Source organism: Paenibacillus sp. N119s (assembly GCF_059447605.1).
Genome location: NZ_JCAJRU010000003.1, coordinates 40,828 through 58,768 on the forward strand (window position 1 = coordinate 40,828; position 17,941 = coordinate 58,768).

At 47.5% G+C, this 17,941-nt stretch carries 16 protein-coding genes; 4 read left to right on the forward strand and 12 right to left on the reverse strand.

Going from position 1 to position 17,941, the window contains the following annotated elements:
• Positions 1-34: 34 nt before the first annotated feature.
• Positions 35-958: an EcsC family protein gene (locus AC5V8P_RS01075; RefSeq protein WP_064795505.1), complete on the reverse strand. Its 924-nt coding sequence runs from the start codon at positions 956-958 to the stop codon at positions 35-37.
• 133 nt (positions 959-1,091) lie between these two features.
• Between AC5V8P_RS01075 and AC5V8P_RS01080 the strand changes: the two genes are divergently transcribed.
• Positions 1,092-1,568, forward strand: coding sequence for a GNAT family N-acetyltransferase (locus AC5V8P_RS01080; protein WP_081276711.1), 477 nt, complete (start codon positions 1,092-1,094; stop codon positions 1,566-1,568).
• A 63-nt stretch (positions 1,569-1,631) separates the two neighbouring features.
• Here the strand turns inward: AC5V8P_RS01080 and AC5V8P_RS01085 are convergent, their stop codons facing one another.
• Complete coding sequence (locus AC5V8P_RS01085; RefSeq protein ID WP_064795507.1) at positions 1,632-2,057, reverse strand: Lrp/AsnC family transcriptional regulator; 426 nt, start codon at positions 2,055-2,057, stop codon at positions 1,632-1,634.
• 158 nt (positions 2,058-2,215) lie between these two features.
• On the opposite strand from AC5V8P_RS01085, the gene AC5V8P_RS01090 reads away from it, so the two are divergent.
• Both AC5V8P_RS01090 and AC5V8P_RS01095 read left to right on the forward strand, forming a co-directional pair.
• Positions 2,216-2,968, forward strand: a complete 753-nt coding sequence (locus AC5V8P_RS01090; protein ID WP_064795508.1) for an MBL fold metallo-hydrolase — start codon at positions 2,216-2,218, stop codon at positions 2,966-2,968.
• Positions 2,969-3,046: 78 nt separating this feature from the next.
• Positions 3,047-3,952: a glucose 1-dehydrogenase gene (locus AC5V8P_RS01095; protein WP_064795509.1), complete on the forward strand. Its 906-nt coding sequence runs from the start codon at positions 3,047-3,049 to the stop codon at positions 3,950-3,952.
• Positions 3,953-4,058: 106 nt separating this feature from the next.
• On the opposite strand, the gene mmsB is transcribed toward AC5V8P_RS01095, so the two are convergent.
• The 6 genes from mmsB to AC5V8P_RS01125 all read right to left on the reverse strand — a co-directional run bounded on the left by mmsB (position 4,059) and on the right by AC5V8P_RS01125 (position 11,521).
• Complete coding sequence (mmsB, locus tag AC5V8P_RS01100; RefSeq protein WP_064795510.1) at positions 4,059-5,222, reverse strand: multiple monosaccharide ABC transporter permease; 1,164 nt, start codon at positions 5,220-5,222, stop codon at positions 4,059-4,061.
• Positions 5,206-6,756: a multiple monosaccharide ABC transporter ATP-binding protein gene (gene mmsA / locus AC5V8P_RS01105; RefSeq protein ID WP_064795511.1), complete on the reverse strand. Its 1,551-nt coding sequence runs from the start codon at positions 6,754-6,756 to the stop codon at positions 5,206-5,208. Before mmsA ends, mmsB begins: the two co-directional genes overlap by 17 nt.
• Positions 6,757-6,788: 32 nt before the next feature.
• The gene (gene chvE / locus AC5V8P_RS01110; protein WP_064795512.1) at positions 6,789-7,874 is read right to left on the reverse strand and encodes a multiple monosaccharide ABC transporter substrate-binding protein; all 1,086 of its coding nucleotides are present in this window, start codon (positions 7,872-7,874) and stop codon (positions 6,789-6,791) included.
• Between the two features lie 266 nt (positions 7,875-8,140).
• Positions 8,141-10,585 (reverse strand): DEAD/DEAH box helicase family protein, encoded by a 2,445-nt coding sequence (locus AC5V8P_RS01115; protein WP_064795513.1) that lies wholly within the window; start codon positions 10,583-10,585, stop codon positions 8,141-8,143.
• Positions 10,569-10,895, reverse strand: a complete 327-nt coding sequence (locus AC5V8P_RS01120; protein ID WP_064795514.1) for a nucleoside triphosphate pyrophosphohydrolase — start codon at positions 10,893-10,895, stop codon at positions 10,569-10,571. Before AC5V8P_RS01120 ends, AC5V8P_RS01115 begins: the two co-directional genes overlap by 17 nt.
• 122 nt (positions 10,896-11,017) lie before the next feature.
• Entirely contained in the window at positions 11,018-11,521 is a 504-nt protein-coding gene (locus AC5V8P_RS01125; protein ID WP_063212428.1) for a hypothetical protein, read from the reverse strand.
• A gap of 209 nt (positions 11,522-11,730) precedes the next feature.
• On the opposite strand from AC5V8P_RS01125, the gene AC5V8P_RS01130 reads away from it, so the two are divergent.
• The gene (locus AC5V8P_RS01130) at positions 11,731-12,078 is read left to right on the forward strand and encodes a helix-turn-helix domain-containing protein (RefSeq protein ID WP_040101959.1); all 348 of its coding nucleotides are present in this window, start codon (positions 11,731-11,733) and stop codon (positions 12,076-12,078) included.
• A 48-nt stretch (positions 12,079-12,126) separates the two neighbouring features.
• Here AC5V8P_RS01130 and hcp read toward each other — a convergent pair whose 3' ends face one another.
• From hcp to AC5V8P_RS01150, 4 genes are all read right to left on the reverse strand, one after another.
• Entirely contained in the window at positions 12,127-13,419 is a 1,293-nt protein-coding gene (gene hcp / locus AC5V8P_RS01135; protein WP_063212429.1) for a hydroxylamine reductase, read from the reverse strand.
• Positions 13,420-13,567: 148 nt separating this feature from the next.
• On the reverse strand, positions 13,568-14,869 hold the full coding sequence (locus tag AC5V8P_RS01140) for a response regulator (RefSeq protein WP_064795515.1): 1,302 nt from the start codon (positions 14,867-14,869) through the stop codon (positions 13,568-13,570).
• The gene (locus AC5V8P_RS01145) at positions 14,820-16,820 is read right to left on the reverse strand and encodes a cache domain-containing sensor histidine kinase (RefSeq protein ID WP_064795584.1); all 2,001 of its coding nucleotides are present in this window, start codon (positions 16,818-16,820) and stop codon (positions 14,820-14,822) included. Before AC5V8P_RS01145 ends, AC5V8P_RS01140 begins: the two co-directional genes overlap by 50 nt.
• 34 nt (positions 16,821-16,854) lie before the next feature.
• Positions 16,855-17,862, reverse strand: a complete 1,008-nt coding sequence (locus AC5V8P_RS01150; RefSeq protein ID WP_064795516.1) for a substrate-binding domain-containing protein — start codon at positions 17,860-17,862, stop codon at positions 16,855-16,857.
• Positions 17,863-17,941 lie beyond the last annotated feature (79 nt).

Sequence of the window (17,941 nt, forward strand, 5' to 3'; positions counted from 1 at the left end):
TCCCCACTCTTCACCTCTCCTCCATTCCTTACTTCTACTCCAACCCATTCTCTATTTCTGCTAAACGCTTTAAAATACGACGCTTCCGATACAGTATTTTCCCCGCCTCAGCTACGTCATGAATAGCACTTCGATTGGCCATGGAGCCAAACAATATGCCCGCAATTGGGACCATTTGCAGTAGCTTTTTCCAACCAAACTGATCACGATAAGTGTTAATGACTTCTCTCCATCCTTGCATTTGCGAAAAAACCTGTGCCTGACGCGAAGGATCATCGAACAAGGCCAGTTCCTCTAATACAGCCTTTTTCCCCACAATATCAGATGAAGCAAATTGCATACATTTAATAATAAAAATGCGTTCCTGCTTATCATGAGGGTTAAAGCCATAGCACAAAGCGATTTCCTGAAGCACCTTGAGTGACAAGCCGAGCAAAATAGGAATATCCGCCGCAATCGTAAACACACCGCCTATCCCCGTGGTTGCTCCCTGAGCGGTGGCAAAGGTAATGCGCCCCGACGTTATATCGTCCGCAGTCTGATCCATGATCGTTAGCGGTAGCTCAGCCACCTGCTTCAAATCCCACAGAGAATCGTCACTATGCTCAGCATCTGTATTTTTCCCGCCACGGGGCTGATCCTCCGTATCTAAGACGGAATCTGCACTATTTTGCTTAATCATATATTCACAGGCCGTTTTGTTCAGCCTGCTCAGAACCGTTTCTTCTTTCACCAAATATTTGCCGCCATTCTGAATGAAGCTGCCCAGCTCGTTTAGCAGTTGCTCCAGCTTGTCTTTAATAATTTTCGGCGTCAGCCGATCCAGCAGCATAAAGGGCCACCTGCCGATTTTTTCCCAGAAAAAAATATCCTTCTGCTCCTTCTCCCACTTCTCAATCTGCTTTAGCTCTCGGTGCAATATATCCTGACTTTCACGATATTCTATCAGCGGCTTCATAAGCGTAGATGTCTCCTTTTGACTATGCTAGTTTATGTATGGATAATACGTAAGTAAGATGAGTTCAGGTTTCTTTTTTTAGCAAACAAGATTGATATAGTAGATTAAAATTTGTTCAGATCGGAGTGTAATGATGAATAATATAGAGCTTGTCCCTTACCATTGTGAGCATGATGCTATTTTACATACCTTTTATTTGCCTGAGGAGCAAAAGCAATTTACTGGATTGCCAGCTGACATGCTGGCACTGGCTAAGGAAGATCCACATCGCCATCCTGTCGTAATTACGGCTACCGGAAGACCGGTTGGATTTTTTGTTTTATATGATGGAGATGAATTAGCGGACTACACGAATTCTTCTGAGGCACTGCTACTGCGTGCGTTTTCTATTCATTACGCAGATCAAGGACAAGGATTCGCTAAACAAGGACTGCTTTTGCTACCACAGTTTATTTCTAGACACTTCCCACATATTCGCGAGATTGTACTGGGCGTCAATGCCCGTAATCTTTCTGCTCAAAGTCTTTATCTCAAATGCGGTTTTACCGATGAAGGTAACACTAAAATGGGACAACACGGCTTGCAGCATATTTTCAAAATGAGCCTATAACGCTGACTTGGATTGCCCTCGTAAAACAAAAGCTTTCGGCACAAACGCCGAAAGCTTTTATCCTCAAATTTCGCCGATTGAAAAGCTCAATTTGTAGTTACCAAACTTCGTAAGCTCATCCAGCATCGTATTTAACTCTGACTGTGAAGACATGCGTACCCGCATCCAATAACAGCCCTCCCCACTCACCCGATGGATTTCGACGATAGAGGGATGCTCCCGTGCAAAAGCCTGAAAAGCACTGTGAGTCGTTCCTGAATTTAAAAAAACCGTAATAAAGGCATGGATCGTCTGTCCAATTTTTTCAGGGTTCCAGCGCAACGTATAACCCTCGATGATGCCCGCGTCCTGCATTTTTCGAACGCGTGCCCCTACTGCTTGACCCGTCAAATGAACAAGCTGACCGACCTCCTTATGCGTTAAAGAGCTGTCTTCAATCAGATGATGAAGGATGCGCAGGTCGGTCTCATCAGGTACGAATAGTTCCATAGTTATTTTTCCTTTCATCATGAAACGAGAATGCTGGTTTTCCTTTCAGCAGGTCGTAGCCTGCATCTATTTCCGTCAGGTATGATTGTAGCAGAAACAAAGAACAGCCGAAAATACAGTCGGTCAAAAAACATTTACAATCGAAGGAGCCTCCATATATGAAAATCACACTAATCCGCAACGCAACCTTGTGGATCGAATACGCTGGAGTAAAATTTCTGATTGATCCGATGCTGAGCGATGCTGGGATAAACCCACCGGTCCCTAACACAGAAAATACCCGCCGTAATCCGCTCGTTCCCTTGCCACCGCAATGGCAAACGCTTGTCCAGCCTGACGTAATCATCGTCACACATTTGCATCTAGATCATTGGGACCCGGCGGCAGTACGCTGGCTGGACAAGCAAATCCCTGTCTTCTGCCAGCCCGGAAATGAAGAACAAATCACAGCCGACGGTTTTACACAGGTTACTCCGATTGCAGTGGCTGGCTCAGTCGGGAAAATCGAGATTAGCCGTACAACCGGGCATCACGGAACTGGAGAAATCGGGGAACAGATGGGACCCGTATCCGGCTTTGTATTTCAGGCTCCGGGCGAGCCTGTCGTCTATGTGGCTGGGGATACCATTTGGTGCAGTGAAGTCGCGGAAGCACTGGATAAATACCACCCTGACTGGACAATCGTGAACGCTGGAGGAGCGCGGTTTGCAGTGGGCGATCCTATTATTATGACTGCCCAAGATGTAACGGCTGTTGCACAGCATGCCCCTTACACCCAAGTCGTTGCTGTGCATATGGAAGCAATCAACCATTGTGTACTGACCCGCTCCGAGCTTACCGAACATATCCACCGCGAAGGTTTGCAGGAACGCGTCCATATTCCGGTGGATGGAGCGACGATTTCGGCATAAGGCGACCATCCTGAATCACCATTTGCGCCCATTTCGCATATATTGGATTTCAAAACGCCTAAAAGAAGGGATTATTAAATGAATTGGCAATATCAACATCCTTATTATGGTACAGAAACCCAATGTAAAGAAGTTCCGATTGCTTTTCCTCCCCAGCATCAATATAGACAGCCGGGGTTGGAATACCTGGTGGTTCCACGCCCTATCTTTGATAATCCAAAGTATATCGGCACGGGAAAGCTTCAGGATCGGGTAGCTATTATCAGCGGCGGGGACAGTGGCATTGGTCGTGCAGTTGCAGTGGCATTTGCCAAGGAAGGGGCCGATGTGGTCATTGCCTATCTCGATGAGCATCGAGATGCTATGGAAACCCGTGATGTCATTCACCGGCTTGGCCGACGTTGTTTGCTAATTCCAGGTGATCTAAGGCTTAGAAGCAACTGCTGTCTGGTTGTTCAAAAAACGATGGAAACCTTCGGTCGTATTGATATCCTCATTAATAATATGGGTGTTCAGTTTGTTCGTGAATCGTATCTGGATATCAGTGAGCAGCAGCTTCGTGATACGTTTGACACGAATATTATTTCCTTCTTCCATATGACTACAGAAGCCTTGCCATATATGCGGGCAGGGGGCAGCATTGTCAATACAGCATCGGTTACAGCCTATGTTGGGCAAAAAAATATGATTGACTATTCAGCTACCAAAGGAGCCATTGTCAGCTTCACGCGCGCTTTGGCTAACAATCTGGTCGATCAGGGTATTCGCGTGAATGCCATTGCTCCCGGTCCGATCTGGACTCCGCTGAATCCGGCCACACAGTCGACCGAAGTCATCCGCACCTTTGGCAGCAATACGCCGATGAAGCGGGCCGGGCAGCCTTATGAATTAGCTCCTGCCTATGTGCTGCTGGCTTCGGATGACGGCTCCTACATTACCGGTCAAACGCTGCATGTGAACGGCGGACAAATGGTGACGACATAGTTGGGTTGGCTAATAGCCATAAGGCCTAACATACAAAGCAAACCTCCAGCATCCACAAGTTAAGTGGGACTGGAGGTTTGTTTATCTTACAATAATGAATATAAGCTTAGACTGATCTTTTGTTTTTGTTGTAAATATCGAAGGCAACCGCCAGCAGCAGTACCAAGCCCTTGATGCCTTGCTGCCAGTCAATACCGAGGCCGATCAGAGACATACCGTTATTCAGTACGCCCATAACCAAGCCACCGATAATCGCTCCAAAAACCGTACCGATCCCGCCTGACGCTGAAGCTCCACCGATAAAGCAAGCCGCGATGGCATCCAGCTCAAAGTTTGTACCCGCTCTCGGTGTAGCCGCGTTCAGACGTGCAGCAAAGATGAGACCGGAAATAGCAGCCAATACGCCCATGTTGACAAATACCCAGAATGTTACTTTTTTCGTTTTGACACCAGACAGGCCCGCTGCCTTTTCATTTCCACCCAGTGCATACACATGACGGCCCATAACCGTGCGGTTCATGACGAAGGAATATACCACGATCAGGATGAACAGCAGGACGAGAATGTTCGGTATCCCCGCATAGCTCGCAAGCATGAAGGTGAACAGATTAATCACAGCAGCCACTACGATCAATTTGAGTATAAATAACGCCTGTGGCGGAACCTCGAATCCATATTTAAGCTGAGAACGGCGTTCACGAAGTTCGTTCACAATAAACCATACCGTAAGTGCAATCCCTACAATGACGGATACCAGGTTATAACCTGTAGATGAAAAATCCGGCAGGAAACCTGAACTGATTTTCTGAAATCCCCCCGGAAAAGGAGAAATTGATTGACCTTCCAGCACGATCATTGTTAATCCGCGGAAGAGCAGCATGCCCGCCAGGGTAACGATAAATGCCGGAATCCGTACATAAGCGACCCAGAACCCTTGCCATGCCCCAATTAACGCTCCGACCAGCAAAGCTGCAATCACAGCGACCCACGCTGGAAGCTGCCAATCGACCATCATAATGGCGGCAACTGCACCGACAAAAGCGGCTATGGAGCCGACGGACAAATCAATATGCCCAGTGATGATAACCAGCACCATCCCGATCGCCAGCACGAGAATGTAGCTGTTTTGCAAAATCAGATTGGTAATATTAATCGGCTTCAACAGCAAGCCGCCTGTCAGCGCCTCGAACAAAATCATAATAACGACCAGCGCAATCATCATGCCATATTGGCGGATGTTATTTTTAAATAGTTTAGTTATGGTTTCCATGCTTCACGCCTCCTGACTTGGTCATATATCTCATCAACGTTTCCTGCGAAGCGTCCTCACGGCTAACCTCTCCGGTGATCCGCCCGGCATTCATGACATAAATCCGGTCACACAAGCCTAGTACCTCTGGCAGCTCAGACGAAATGACCAGCACCCCCTTGCCCTCAGCGGCAAGTCGGTGAATAATCGTATAGATTTCATATTTGGCACCCACATCTATCCCGCGCGTCGGCTCATCCAGAATCAGAATATCCGGTCCGGCAAAAATCCATTTGCTCAGTACTACCTTCTGCTGATTGCCGCCACTCAGATTACCGGTTTTCTGTAAAATACTCGGCGCTTTGATGTTCATGCTTTTTTTCATTTCCTCTGCAACGACGACTTCCTCCTGCTCATTGACCACAGCGCCTTTCGTCAGCTTGCTCAGACCAGTCAGCGAAATATTGCGCTTGATATCATCCATTAAAATGAGGCCGTACTCCTTGCGGTCCTCTGTCACATAGGCAAAACCGTTGTTAATCGCGTCCGTAACCGTGTTGTTCTGGATCGGCTTGCCGTCCTTAATCAGTTGACCCGAGATATTGCGTCCGTATGACTTGCCAAAGATACTCATCGCCAGCTCAGTCCGTCCTGCACCCATCAGCCCGGCAATACCGACAATTTCACCACGGCGAATGTTCAGATTCACCAGATCCAGTACCTTGCGGTCCGCATGATGCTCGTGATACACCGTCCAGTCCTTCACTTCCAACACAACTTTGCCAATCTTGGCATGGCGCTCTGGATAACGGCTGGTCAGATCACGTCCAACCATCCCGCTAATAATCCGATCCTCTGTGACCTCATCCTTTTTCATATCCAGCGTCTCAATCGTCTTCCCATCCCGCAAAATCGTAATCGAATCCGACACCTTGGCGACCTCATTCAGCTTGTGGGAGATGAGAATGCAGGAAATACCCTGTTTTTTAAATTCCAGCATCAAATTAAGCAGATTTTCACTATCATCCTCATTCAAGGCCGCTGTCGGTTCATCCAGAATAAGCAGCTTTACCTTTTTAGAGAGCGCTTTCGCAATTTCGACCAGCTGTTGCTTGCCGACCCCGATGTTCGTAACCAAGGTATTGGGATTTTCGCTCAAACCGACCTTAGACAGCAGCTCGCGTGTCCCGACAAAAGTCTCTTTCCAATCAATCACGCCGCCGCTGGCGCGTTCGTTGCCCAAATAAATATTTTCCGCAATTGAGAGATACGGGATCAATGCCAGCTCCTGATGGATAATGACGATGCCCAATTCCTCGCTTTGCTTGATATCCTTAAACTCACACGTTTTGCCTTGGAAAATAATATCCCCTTCGTAGGTTCCATGTGGATATACACCGCTCAATACCTTCATTAGCGTCGATTTGCCCGCACCGTTCTCGCCGCACAGCGAATGAATCTCGCCTTCCTTGACCTTGAGATTTACATTTTCCAATGCCTTTACGCCGGGAAAGGTTTTGGTAATTCCCTTCATTTCCAAAATGATTCCACTCATGGGTTACACTCCTTTCGGTTGGATTCCTACTCTTATTTGAGTCCAATTTGCTCTTTGGTGTAATAGTGACTGCCGACAATATCCTTCTCTACATTCGTCCGATCCACCGAGATTGGATCAAGCAAGTACGCAGGCACTATCTTTTTACCGTTGTTATATGATTTAACGTCATTTACTTCCGCTTGCTTGCCTTGTAAAATGCTATTGGCCATCACAACCGTTTGCTCAGCCAGCTTGCGGGTATCCTTAAATATGGTTTGGGTCTGCTCTCCAGCCACAATGGACTTGATCGAAGCCAGCTCCGCATCCTGTCCCGTAATGATCGGCAGCGGCTTGGTCGCTGTTCCGTATCCGACCCCTTTCAGGGATGAAATGATACCGATGCTAATGCCATCATACGGGGAGAGTACCGCGTCCAGATTGGCCCCTGAATAGTAGGCACTCAGCAGATTATCCATCCGTGACTGTGCTAAAGCTCCGTCCCACCGCAGCGTAGCAATCTGCGCCATCGTCATCTGCTTGCTGCGTACGACCAGCTTGCCGGAATCAATGTATGGTTTAAGTACGGACATCGCACCATTAAAGAAGAAGTATGCGTTATTATCATCCGGTGATCCGCCGAACAGCTCGATATTGAAAGGGCCCTTGCCTTCCTTGAGACCCAGCTTTTTCTCAATATATGCCGCCTGTAGCACGCCCACCTTGAAGTTATCAAAGGTCGCATAATATGTCAGATACGGTGTGTTACGAATCAGACGGTCGTAAGAAATGACCTGAATCCCTCGGTCATGTGCCTTCTGAATTACATCCGTCAGCGTGTTCCCATCGACCGAAGCGATGACCATGACATTGACACCCTTGGTGATCATATTTTCGATTTGGGAAATTTGATTTTCTACCACGTCCTCGGCATACTGTAAATCCGTTTTATAGCCTTGCTCCTGAAACAACCGAACCATATTCTCCCCGTCCCCTACCCAACGCTCGGACGATTTGGTCGGCATGGAAATACCCACATAGCCTTTTTCCTTGCTGCCCGTTCCACTCTCCGCCAGATTGCAGGCCGAAAGCATCAGGGTCAAAATCAGAAGCCAAACGACAACAGCTCCTTTTTTCATATGAAGTTCCCCTTTCCTCATGTGATGCAGGTCATTTGAAGGTAAGGATTTTGCAAAATCCTCAGGTCAGTGCTGATTAGATCTGTAATTAGATAGCGCTTACATAAGTGAGGCGATGAGCACCTCTCCTTTTTTATGTGTAAACACATGGTATCATTCCAGACCAGGGAAGGTCTTTGCAGGTTTTGAACTTTTTTTATAAAATTTTAACCTTTGTGTGGATAAAAAATAAAAGAGGCTACCTATGGGTAGCCAAAACTTTACATCTATTCCTTCAACTTTCGTTCAAAATGAACATGCAGACGATACAGACAAATTTCCTTCGTCCATTGATATAGTATTGCGCGTTCGTCAGCGTCCTCTACCTTCAAAGCTAGTGTAAATACACCTTCCTCGAACCGCGTCATGCTTCCCTTTGCTGTACTCCATTTTGTCATAGGCATATTGGAAATGAGTTGCACTACCTTCCTCTCAGTTAATGCATTCCATTCCCATAACCCTGTTGATTCCTTATCAGCAAAATCTTTTTGTCTCCGATATTCCTTTTCTGTAAGAAACGTATGGAAAAATAATGCTATATCTTCTGGTTTTACCGGGTCTGTCCAGTGTTCTTCCCCGCGTTCCAGCATATAGAGGAGAACGACCATTTTGTAGCTCTTGGTCATCACAGTCCGTTCCACATCCCGCAGCCACGCCTCGTGGTGAACATACGTTTCTTTTTCCTGTTCAGACAAAAGCTCCGCCCAGTAGAGAAATCCGACATAGGAGCCGAACTCATTCCGATATGCCTTACTTATTGAACGACCAAGCAAGTGCAATTCCAGATATGTAGGAATACGACCTAATTCCTGTTTTAAGTCAAGAAAATCACGATGCAGCTTTTCGCGGTGCGGCATCCTTTTGCGGCTTAGCTCTTGCAGCAGGTCTATAACTTGTGTTTCAAGTTGAATTTCGCAACTTTCAGGCACTTCTGGTATAATTGCATCTTGCTTTTTCCTTGTGGAATCCTCTGCCTCCAACTCTGCAAAAAGCTGAAACTTTACATCTGCGTTCCGGTAATTACCGATTAGGTCGATGATCACACAATGTGTTTTCCCCTCGGCCAGTCGCAAACCCCGACCTACCTGTTGTGTGAAGACGGTAAGTGATTCCGTCGGACGAACAAACAAAAGTGTATCTACCTGCGGAATATCCGTACCTTCATTAAAGAGATCAACTGTAAAGACGATCTCCAGCTCACCGACTCCCAACTGTCTAATCGCTTCCTCTCGGGACATTTGCACAGTTCGTGAATGTAAGCTTAATACCTTCATACCTTTGTCACGGAAATATTTTGCCAAAAAATCTGCCTGACGTATTGACGAGCAGAACCCGATTGTCCTTGTCTGTTTATGCCGAACCCATGCAGTATAGATTTTCTCTGCCTGTTCTTCCTGAAGCTGCACTGCCGCCAGCTGCTCATCATCATATTTGGTACCTAACCAGTGAATTTTCGAGTAATCTGTATGATCATATACTCCATAATATTGGAAGGGTACCAGCCAGCCCCTTCGAATTGCTTCAATAAAATGAATCTGGTAGGCTACATTTCCATCACATAAGGCATATACATCCTTGCCATCCAGACGATCCGGTGTTGCGGTTATTCCCAGCAGAAATTTGGGGTGAAAATGTTGGATTACCGATAAGTACGAGGGTGCCGCCGCATGGTGAAATTCATCCACTATAATTAAATCAAAAGCGTCTGGCTCAAATCCTTCACGGTGCTTTCTCATCCCAAGCGTGTATATAGACGCAAACACGCAGTCTGCATCCCCCTCCTTAAATTGACCATTGTAAATCCCGTAAGTTCGGTCTGGCATAATCTGCTGAAAGGATTTTCGTGCCTGAGACAAAATTTCCTCTCTGTGCGCGACAAACAGTACACGTCGAAACCGCCGAGAAAAAAAGCCCGCCAGATACGTTTTTCCCAAACCGGTAGCCATGACAACCATTGCTTTGTCATATTGCTCCTCCAGTGTTCCCTCAAGAGCCTCCAATGCCGCTATCTGTGCAGGACGTGGTTCAATTGGTGTAAATAACTGCTCATCCGTATGTTCAGACAAATCCTCCACCATTCTTACCCTAATTTCAGCCTCTTCCATATCCGTTATACGCCGAATCAACTCGGGATTCTTTTGGTGAATTTTTTTGTATTCTTCCTCATAGGAAGCAATAGAATCTGTATTGACTGGAAGAGTTGTTTCATGGTAAAAGCTCTGCATAAATTTGTCCAAAGCTGACTGAAAAGTATAGGGTTCTGCCTGCGCGTTCATCGCCAAATTCCATTCATATCCCGTCTTCAATGCAGTGAATGAGAAATTGGATGAGCCTACTATCAGCAATCCTTCTCCATTATCATGATCGAACAAATACACCTTCGGGTGAAAAGATGTCCCCCTACTTTGCCATAATCTTGCCTCAACCCGATGATCTATCTCACATAGCGCCCGCAAACCTTCCGGCTGTGTGATATATAGATAATCCCCCGCCAGCATACGCACCTCTGCGCCACGATCTACAGCCTGCTTGAGATGCGGAGCCAGCAGCTTGACCCCGGAATGCATTATAAAAGAAGTCATAATATAAATCCCGGAGGCATGTTGTATTCCGGCTATAAGCTCATCCGCCAAATTATCCGTAATAAGCTTGACGTTAAGCTTCGTCGACATCAATTAAGAACACCCGCTCCTGAAATCCGCCTCGTGCTTCAGCTTTGTCTGCCCGCAGCTTGTCCAGCTCGGGTACGTTCGCCCCATGTACTTCTGCTAGCGCTCGGATGACTTCCAGCATGTCCGCCAGTTCTTCCAGCGCATCCTGATCTTTGTCTGCCGCAAAATATTCCTCTGTCTCTTCACGAAGCTTCGTTCGCAGTTCCTGCTTATACTCCTCTAAGTCTAAAATGCGTGTCCGACATTCCTTCCCCTGAGACATAATGATATGCGGAATCCGGTCCCGCACCAGCTTGTTGTATGTAGGCATATCAAATAACACCCTTTCTAATGTGGAGGTTTTAGGGTCTAGGCCTTAGCCAATATCTCCCTTTTCGCCATTATATCATCAGCTCTAAAATAATCGGGTGTTATGGATAAAAATTTAACAATTTAATGCAACGGGGCTTCTTTAAAAATAGACGGATACTGCTTCGATGGATTCGTTACAATACGCCGCGATAGACGCTCTAGAATAGAGTCTGTTTTATAAAGCAACATGTCTACTTCCTCCTGTTTCATCGACTCCTCGGATGCTTCATCCTCTCCGGAAACCAGATAATGCACGGTGCCCATAAACAGCACCACATCTAAACACGGCTCCGCATCCGAGCGAATTAGCCTAAGCAGATCGTTCATGGATAGGCTAATGGATAAAGGTATGATTTGATTTCGATGTACATATATGGCCTTCGCCATAGAAAACATGGCACGATCACAAAGAATGAGGCAGTTTAGCCATTGATTATGGTCACGCATCATCTGGGCAAGCTGCATTTGGTATTGGGCAAGCTTTTGAAAATCCAGCATGCAATTCAATATGTGGGTGTCGCTATACTTAGGCAATTTGAAATCAGCTTCACTATGTAGTTGGTTGCTTAAGGAGTAATGTTTCATGGGGGAATCAACTCCTGAATTAAAATTTCACAAACAGTGTGAGCAACGTAGCATATCATTGGACCACTAAAATGTATAATTTTCTAGCTATCGGACAAGCTTCATATTGAATATTACTATATAGTAGTTTTTAATTCAATTTACTTACTAACGCATATTAATTAGATGTAACTCTTTCTCTACACTTCTAACTATAGAGAGGTGTAAACATGTCAGAACTTTTAGAATTAGTCGGTACACGTATTCGAGATATTCGAAAGTCTAAAGGACTTTCCCAAGAAGCTTTAGCCGAACAAGCAGGATTCAATTCGAGTTACATTGGTTTCATTGAGCGCGCGGAGAGAAATATATCTTTAAAAAATCTGGAGAAAATAGCAAAGGCATTGAACGTGAGCGTCTATCAGTTACTTACATATGTGAAGGAAAATGATGAGCTTACCGAAGAAGATTCGAGTATAAAAGCCATTTTGTCTCTCCTAAGAACTCGTGAATCCAAAGATACTGAACTGGCTTTAAAGATTCTTACGGACATCTTTATGAGAATCGATGAACGATGAAGCAAAAAAAAGGAACTGCGCTTTGCAGTTCCCCACCATCTCTATTCCTTACGATAACGCCAGCATCGCTTTCATATCTTCTTCTGCAGTCGTAATGAGCTTCAAGCCAAACATCTCCACCAGTACATCCAGTACACCAGAAGAAATAAACTCAGGCGGCTTCGGCCCAATACGAATATCCTGAATGCCCAGGCTGAACAAGCCTAGCAGGATGGCAACCGCTTTTTGCTCAAACCAGGACAGCACGATGCTGACAGGCAGCTCGTTCACTGTACAGCCGAAAGCATCTGCTAATGCCAGAGCGATTTTCACAGTAGAACCCGAATTGTTGCATTGCCCCAAATCAATATAACGCGGAATGCCAGTATCTCCAACAGTGCCGTAGTCCACATCATTAAAGCGGAATTTACCACAGGACGTGGTCAAAATGACCGTGTCATTCGGCAAGGATGTCGCCAGCTCGCGGTAATAGTTGCCGCCTTTGCCTGGTGCGTCACAGCCCGCGATGACGAAGAAACGACGGATATGTCCGTCTTTGACTGCCTGAATGATCTCAGGTGCCAGTCCGATGACCGTCTCATGATGGTATCCTGTCGTAAGCACCTGTTCAGAGTCTACATCTGCGGCTGGCAGGGCCAACGCACGTTCGATCAGTGGAGAGAAGTCATCGTTCACAATTTTGGCAACACCCTCCAGTCCTGCTACTTCATAAGAGAAGAAACGGTCTGCATAGGTGCCTTTAATCGGCATAACACAGTTGGTCGTGGCAAGAATCGCGCCCGGGAATTCTTCGAACAATCTGCGTTGATCGTACCAGGCTTTGCCGATGTTGCCCTTGAGATGTGCATATTTCTTTAACGCCGGATAACCGTGGGCAGGCAGCATTTCCGAATGGGTGTAGATGTTGATACCCTTTCCTTCCGTCTGCCGCAGTAATTCCTCCAGCGCGTACAAATTATGTCCAGTCACGACGATACATTGGCCTTCGATTTTATTTTGGCTGACGGTAATCGGCTGTGGAATGCCAAAACGATCCGTATGCGCACGATCCAGCACATCCATGATCCGTACAGCTGCATTTCCGACCTTCATCGCCATTTCCAAATGCTCTTGTACATTAAAGTTAGAATTAGTTAAGGTCATATATAACGCTTCATGCGTAATCCGATCCACCTCAGGATCGCTATATCCCAACTGACGTGCATGTGTGGCATAGGCAGCAATGCCTTTTAATGCAAAAATCATTGTATCCTGCAAACTCGCTACCGTCTCATTTTTTCCGCATACTCCAATGACTTTACACCCGCCACTCGGCGTCTGTTCACACTGATAACAAAACATATTGTTTTCCTCCAAATATTGATAGATATTTGTTCGTTATCTACAGCGTAACAAACCCCTGAACGTGCAGGTGTGATTACACACACACTTTTTAGCACAGATTATCATGGGACGGTGCAGGACAATTCCGCATTCCAACATTCCATTCCTACTCCAACGAATTCTCCTGAATTCCTCCGTTCTTACGGTACTGCACAGGCGACACGCCCATGGCCTTTTTAAAAGCAGTGCTAAAATAGTGCTGACTGTCGTATCCCGTACGTTCTGCTATTTCAAGCACAGACAACGTCGTAGAGTCCAGCAGCTGCACTGCTTTGCGAATACGGGCACGTGTGACGAGGGTCACGAAGCTGTCGTTGAGCTCCTTTTTGAGCACACGACTGAGATATACAGGAGATACCTGTAGACGCGAGGCCAGTGCTTCCAGCGTCAGTTCCCGATCGGCATAACCTTCCTGAATAAGCTGCCGTGCCCGGCGCACGATGGGAGATAGCTGCGATTCACCGTGCACCCGATCCCGGCTGAGCCGATACGCATCGATTGCGCCTTCCATCCCACCTGTGTTGGGCTCCACATGTGTGTGAACCGCTATATTCAGATAGCGTCCAATGGCCTGCTCTATGGAAGCACCGATCGTCTCGGGTGCCTCCTGCCACAGGCATATGCCGATCAGCCCATTCGCATCGCGGAACAACACATGTGATCGGTCCTCCAGCAGTTCGCCAATAATATTTTCAGCGGCGAAAAGAAACAATTGGCGATCATTCTCACGCATCATCGTCTGCCGTGCCTCTACCGCTGGCCACCGTACCACACCGATCTGAACAGGCGGCCGGGATGGAAGACGTAAAAACGCCAACTGCTCCATAATGTCTATTCCCGTGTGCTGTCCTTCCAGCCATTCCAGGCAAAACCGCTGGCGCAGCAGCGGAATATTCCGTTCAATCTGCCCGGCAGCTTGCTCTATATACACCGCACGCTTGCGCTCCTCGTCCAGTCGTTGACGAAGACGCGACAATGCAGCGTGAAGTTGCTCCGCATGTACCGGCTTCAAAATATAATCCTCTACGCCAAGTCGGACAGCCTCCTGCGCATAAGCAAATTCATCATGCCCGGAAATGATCAGGCAACGGCACTCCGGGCGTTCTTCCCGCAGTCGCCGAATCAGTTCAATCCCGTCCATGAACGGCATATTCATATCGACCAGCACGATGTCGATGCCAAGCTGAGCAACCAGCTCCAGCGCTTCCTCACCGTCCTCTGCCTCTGCTGCAACCTCCATGCCTAGAGCCGCCCAGTCGAGGCAATCTCGAATCCCTTCACGAATGATCGGCTCATCATCTGCGATCAGTACTTGATAATGTTTGGCCGTGGCTATGCCTACTTCTGGTATGGCTTGGTCAATCAGACTCGCCGTTGTCGCGTTGTCTGTTCCCTTGAATTTCGTCATCCTGACCCTCTCCTCTGTCATAAGGCTTCTTCAGTTGCGCCATATCCAGCAGCAACGGATGAGTGATTGTTACGCAGGTCCCTCCCCCTTCTTTACTGTCCAATGCAATTCCATATTCCTCGCCAAAAGACAATCGTATACGCGCCTGCACATTTAGCATGCCGTAGCTCCTGCCATTTGTACGAACTCCCTTTTGTTTCTGTCTTCCTTCCATCGCTTCCAGTGGCCTTTCCAGCCATTCACGCAACTCACGCAGACGTTCCGCTGTCATCCCTGCACCGTCGTCACGTACCGTCAGCAGCAGCTTGTCGTCCTCGGCTTTAGCTTCTACGCAAATCGTGCCCGGACCGCGTCTGGCCTTAATGCCGTGATAAATTGCATTTTCCACCACAGGCTGAAGCATCAGCTTCAATACGAATAGATCCTTCAGCTCGTCGGGTACATTCAATTCCCAGCGAAGCCGGTCACGATAACGGGTTTGCTGGATTTGCATATAGCTTGAAATATGCTCAATCTCGGAGTGCAGCGGAATAAAGTCATCCCCTTTGGATAGCCCAAGGCGGAACAATTTCGATAACGCCCCCACCATGTCAGATACGTCGTCTGCTCCATTTTTTCGGGCCATCCAATGAATGGTATCTAGCGTATTGTATAGAAAATGAGGCTTAATATGCTCTTGAAGACTGCGCAGTTCGGCATCCCGTTTTTGCCGTTCCCTCAGTTCGCTAAGCGACATAAGACGGCGGATCTGCTCCAGCATTCGGTTAAAGCTCCGGCCCAGCATTCCGATCTCATCCCCGCGCTCACTCCACTGGCGAACCGTAAGATCCCCTGTCTCTGCCTTACGCATATAAGACATAAGCCGGAAAATCGGCTGCGCGATGGAACTGGACAATCGCAAGGATGCCGTTAAGCCAAACAGACATACAATGAAAACAAAACAAACGACATAGAACTGAATTTGCCGCACTTCCAGTGTAGACTCGCGCGCCGGGAATACTCCCACGGTTCTCCAGCCCGTGAACTCGGAAGCCTGGAACATGAACAGCAATTCCCTACCTCCCGCTTCACGGGTAAACATCCCGCTGTCCCCTGTGCCAAACCATTGCGGCGGAATGCGTTCAATCAAAGGCATATCCGGCATGTATACACTGCGTCCCTCAGCATCTGTCACCATGACATACCCGCTTTTGCCCAGGGTTACATCTCTGGCAGCTTGCGACACTGCCCGCAGCTTGAGATCGATCATAATCACACCCAGTACATGTCCCGTCTCCGAGTCCGTGACCGAGCGAACGACAGATACAATTTCGCTGTCTTTATATCGGACATGAGTGGTCACATTACGGTGACTTGGCTGTCCCAGCACCGTGAATATCCCTGCATGCTGCGCCGCCTGTGTGTACCAGTCTTCTTCCGTCAGGCTGCGCGTGCTTCGAGCATACATTTCATTGCTAATATAATCGCCTTTTTCGTTCACGATCAGAATCCCGGCTATTTCAGGATATAAGGTGGTAAAGCCCTGTAAAAATTGCTTCATTTCATACAGTGTATCCTGCTCCTGTACGGAACTTACTACCTGCTTGGAGCCTGGAGACTGGTTAAGGAGGGGCTGCTGTGCTTGCTTCCCTTGGTTTTCTGGCGCTGCACCACTTGTATGACCCGCGTGGCCATCAGCCAGGGTCCGTCCTTTCAAAAAATCCCCAATTTCAGGATTAAACGCAATCAGATACGTCATGTTCTGCAAATTTTCCATTTTGGTATCGAGTGCTTCGTTCACCTTGCCAATCAACTGCATCGTATGGTTTTCCACCTGCCGCTCCACAATTCGCTCCACTGTCCAATTCACCAGCAGGCCTAGTCCCAGCGAAGGCACGATGCCAAACAGCAGGAATAGCAGCATGAGCTGATAACGTAAAGGCATATTGCGCAAGCGTAACCTTGGCATCATTTGATGTACCCTTAATTGGATGCGCTTCCAATATTTATTTTGCATAATAATCATCTACATTCGCTTGGGTGACTACGGAAATCCCGGTATCCACCCGCACGGGCAGTGGCGTGTTATCTCCGGACGAAGAAGGTGCAGGAACCGTCAAATGATGATGCAGATGGAACAGATATTGGAGTGACCAATAGCCCATATTCCATGTCCCTTGCGCAATTGTGGCCGAGATCGTTCCATCACGAATCATATCGAGTGTCGCTTTATTCGTATCAAAAGAAATAATCTTCAGCGGATGACTGTTTTTTTGGCTCAGTGCCGCCTCCCCCACACCTGTTCCTCCGGTGGCTTCGGTCACAAAAATACCCGCCAGTTTCGGATAAGCTTTCATCAGCCTTAGCGATTCACCCCTGGACACCATCACGTCAGCGTGGCCATCCACCACTTCCACCACCTTCATGGCAGGATACTGCCGCTGAATGGTATCGCGAAAGCCACGCGAGCGTTCCTCATGATTCTGCTGCCCCGGCAGTGTCAGAATAGCGACTTGGCCTTCACGTCCCAGCAGCTCTGCCATTTTTTCCGCAGCGGTCACGCCCGCCTTGTAATTATCCGTACCCAAAAATGTATACGCCCGGCTCCCTGGTGCTCCGGCGTCAAACAGCACTACAGGAATATCCGCATCCAGCGCCTTATTAATGACCGGGATCAGGGAGTGGGGATCAATCGCTGATATGGCAATACCTGCGGGTTTACGAGCAATCGCCTGCTCAATGACAGTCATCTGCTCCTGAGCATCATACCGGGTAGCCCCCCGGTACTCCACAGTTACCCCCAAGGCATCCCCAGCATCCTCAAAACCTTTGAGCCCGCTTTTCCAATACTCCAAACCGGACTGGAACGTAATCATCATGTACGTTTCTCCGATGCTGCCTCGCAGCCCTTTTTCCTCCCAAGCTCCATTCAACCGCTCGGATTGTTCATATCTGAACACATAGAGAGCAAAGGCCGCAATTAACAGCATGTACACCAGCAGCGTTTTTTTCATCCTTCCTCTCCTCTTCCTATGCGTATCCTTTAATTTAAATTTACTTTGTTTTCATTTAGATTGTAAACGCAATCATATC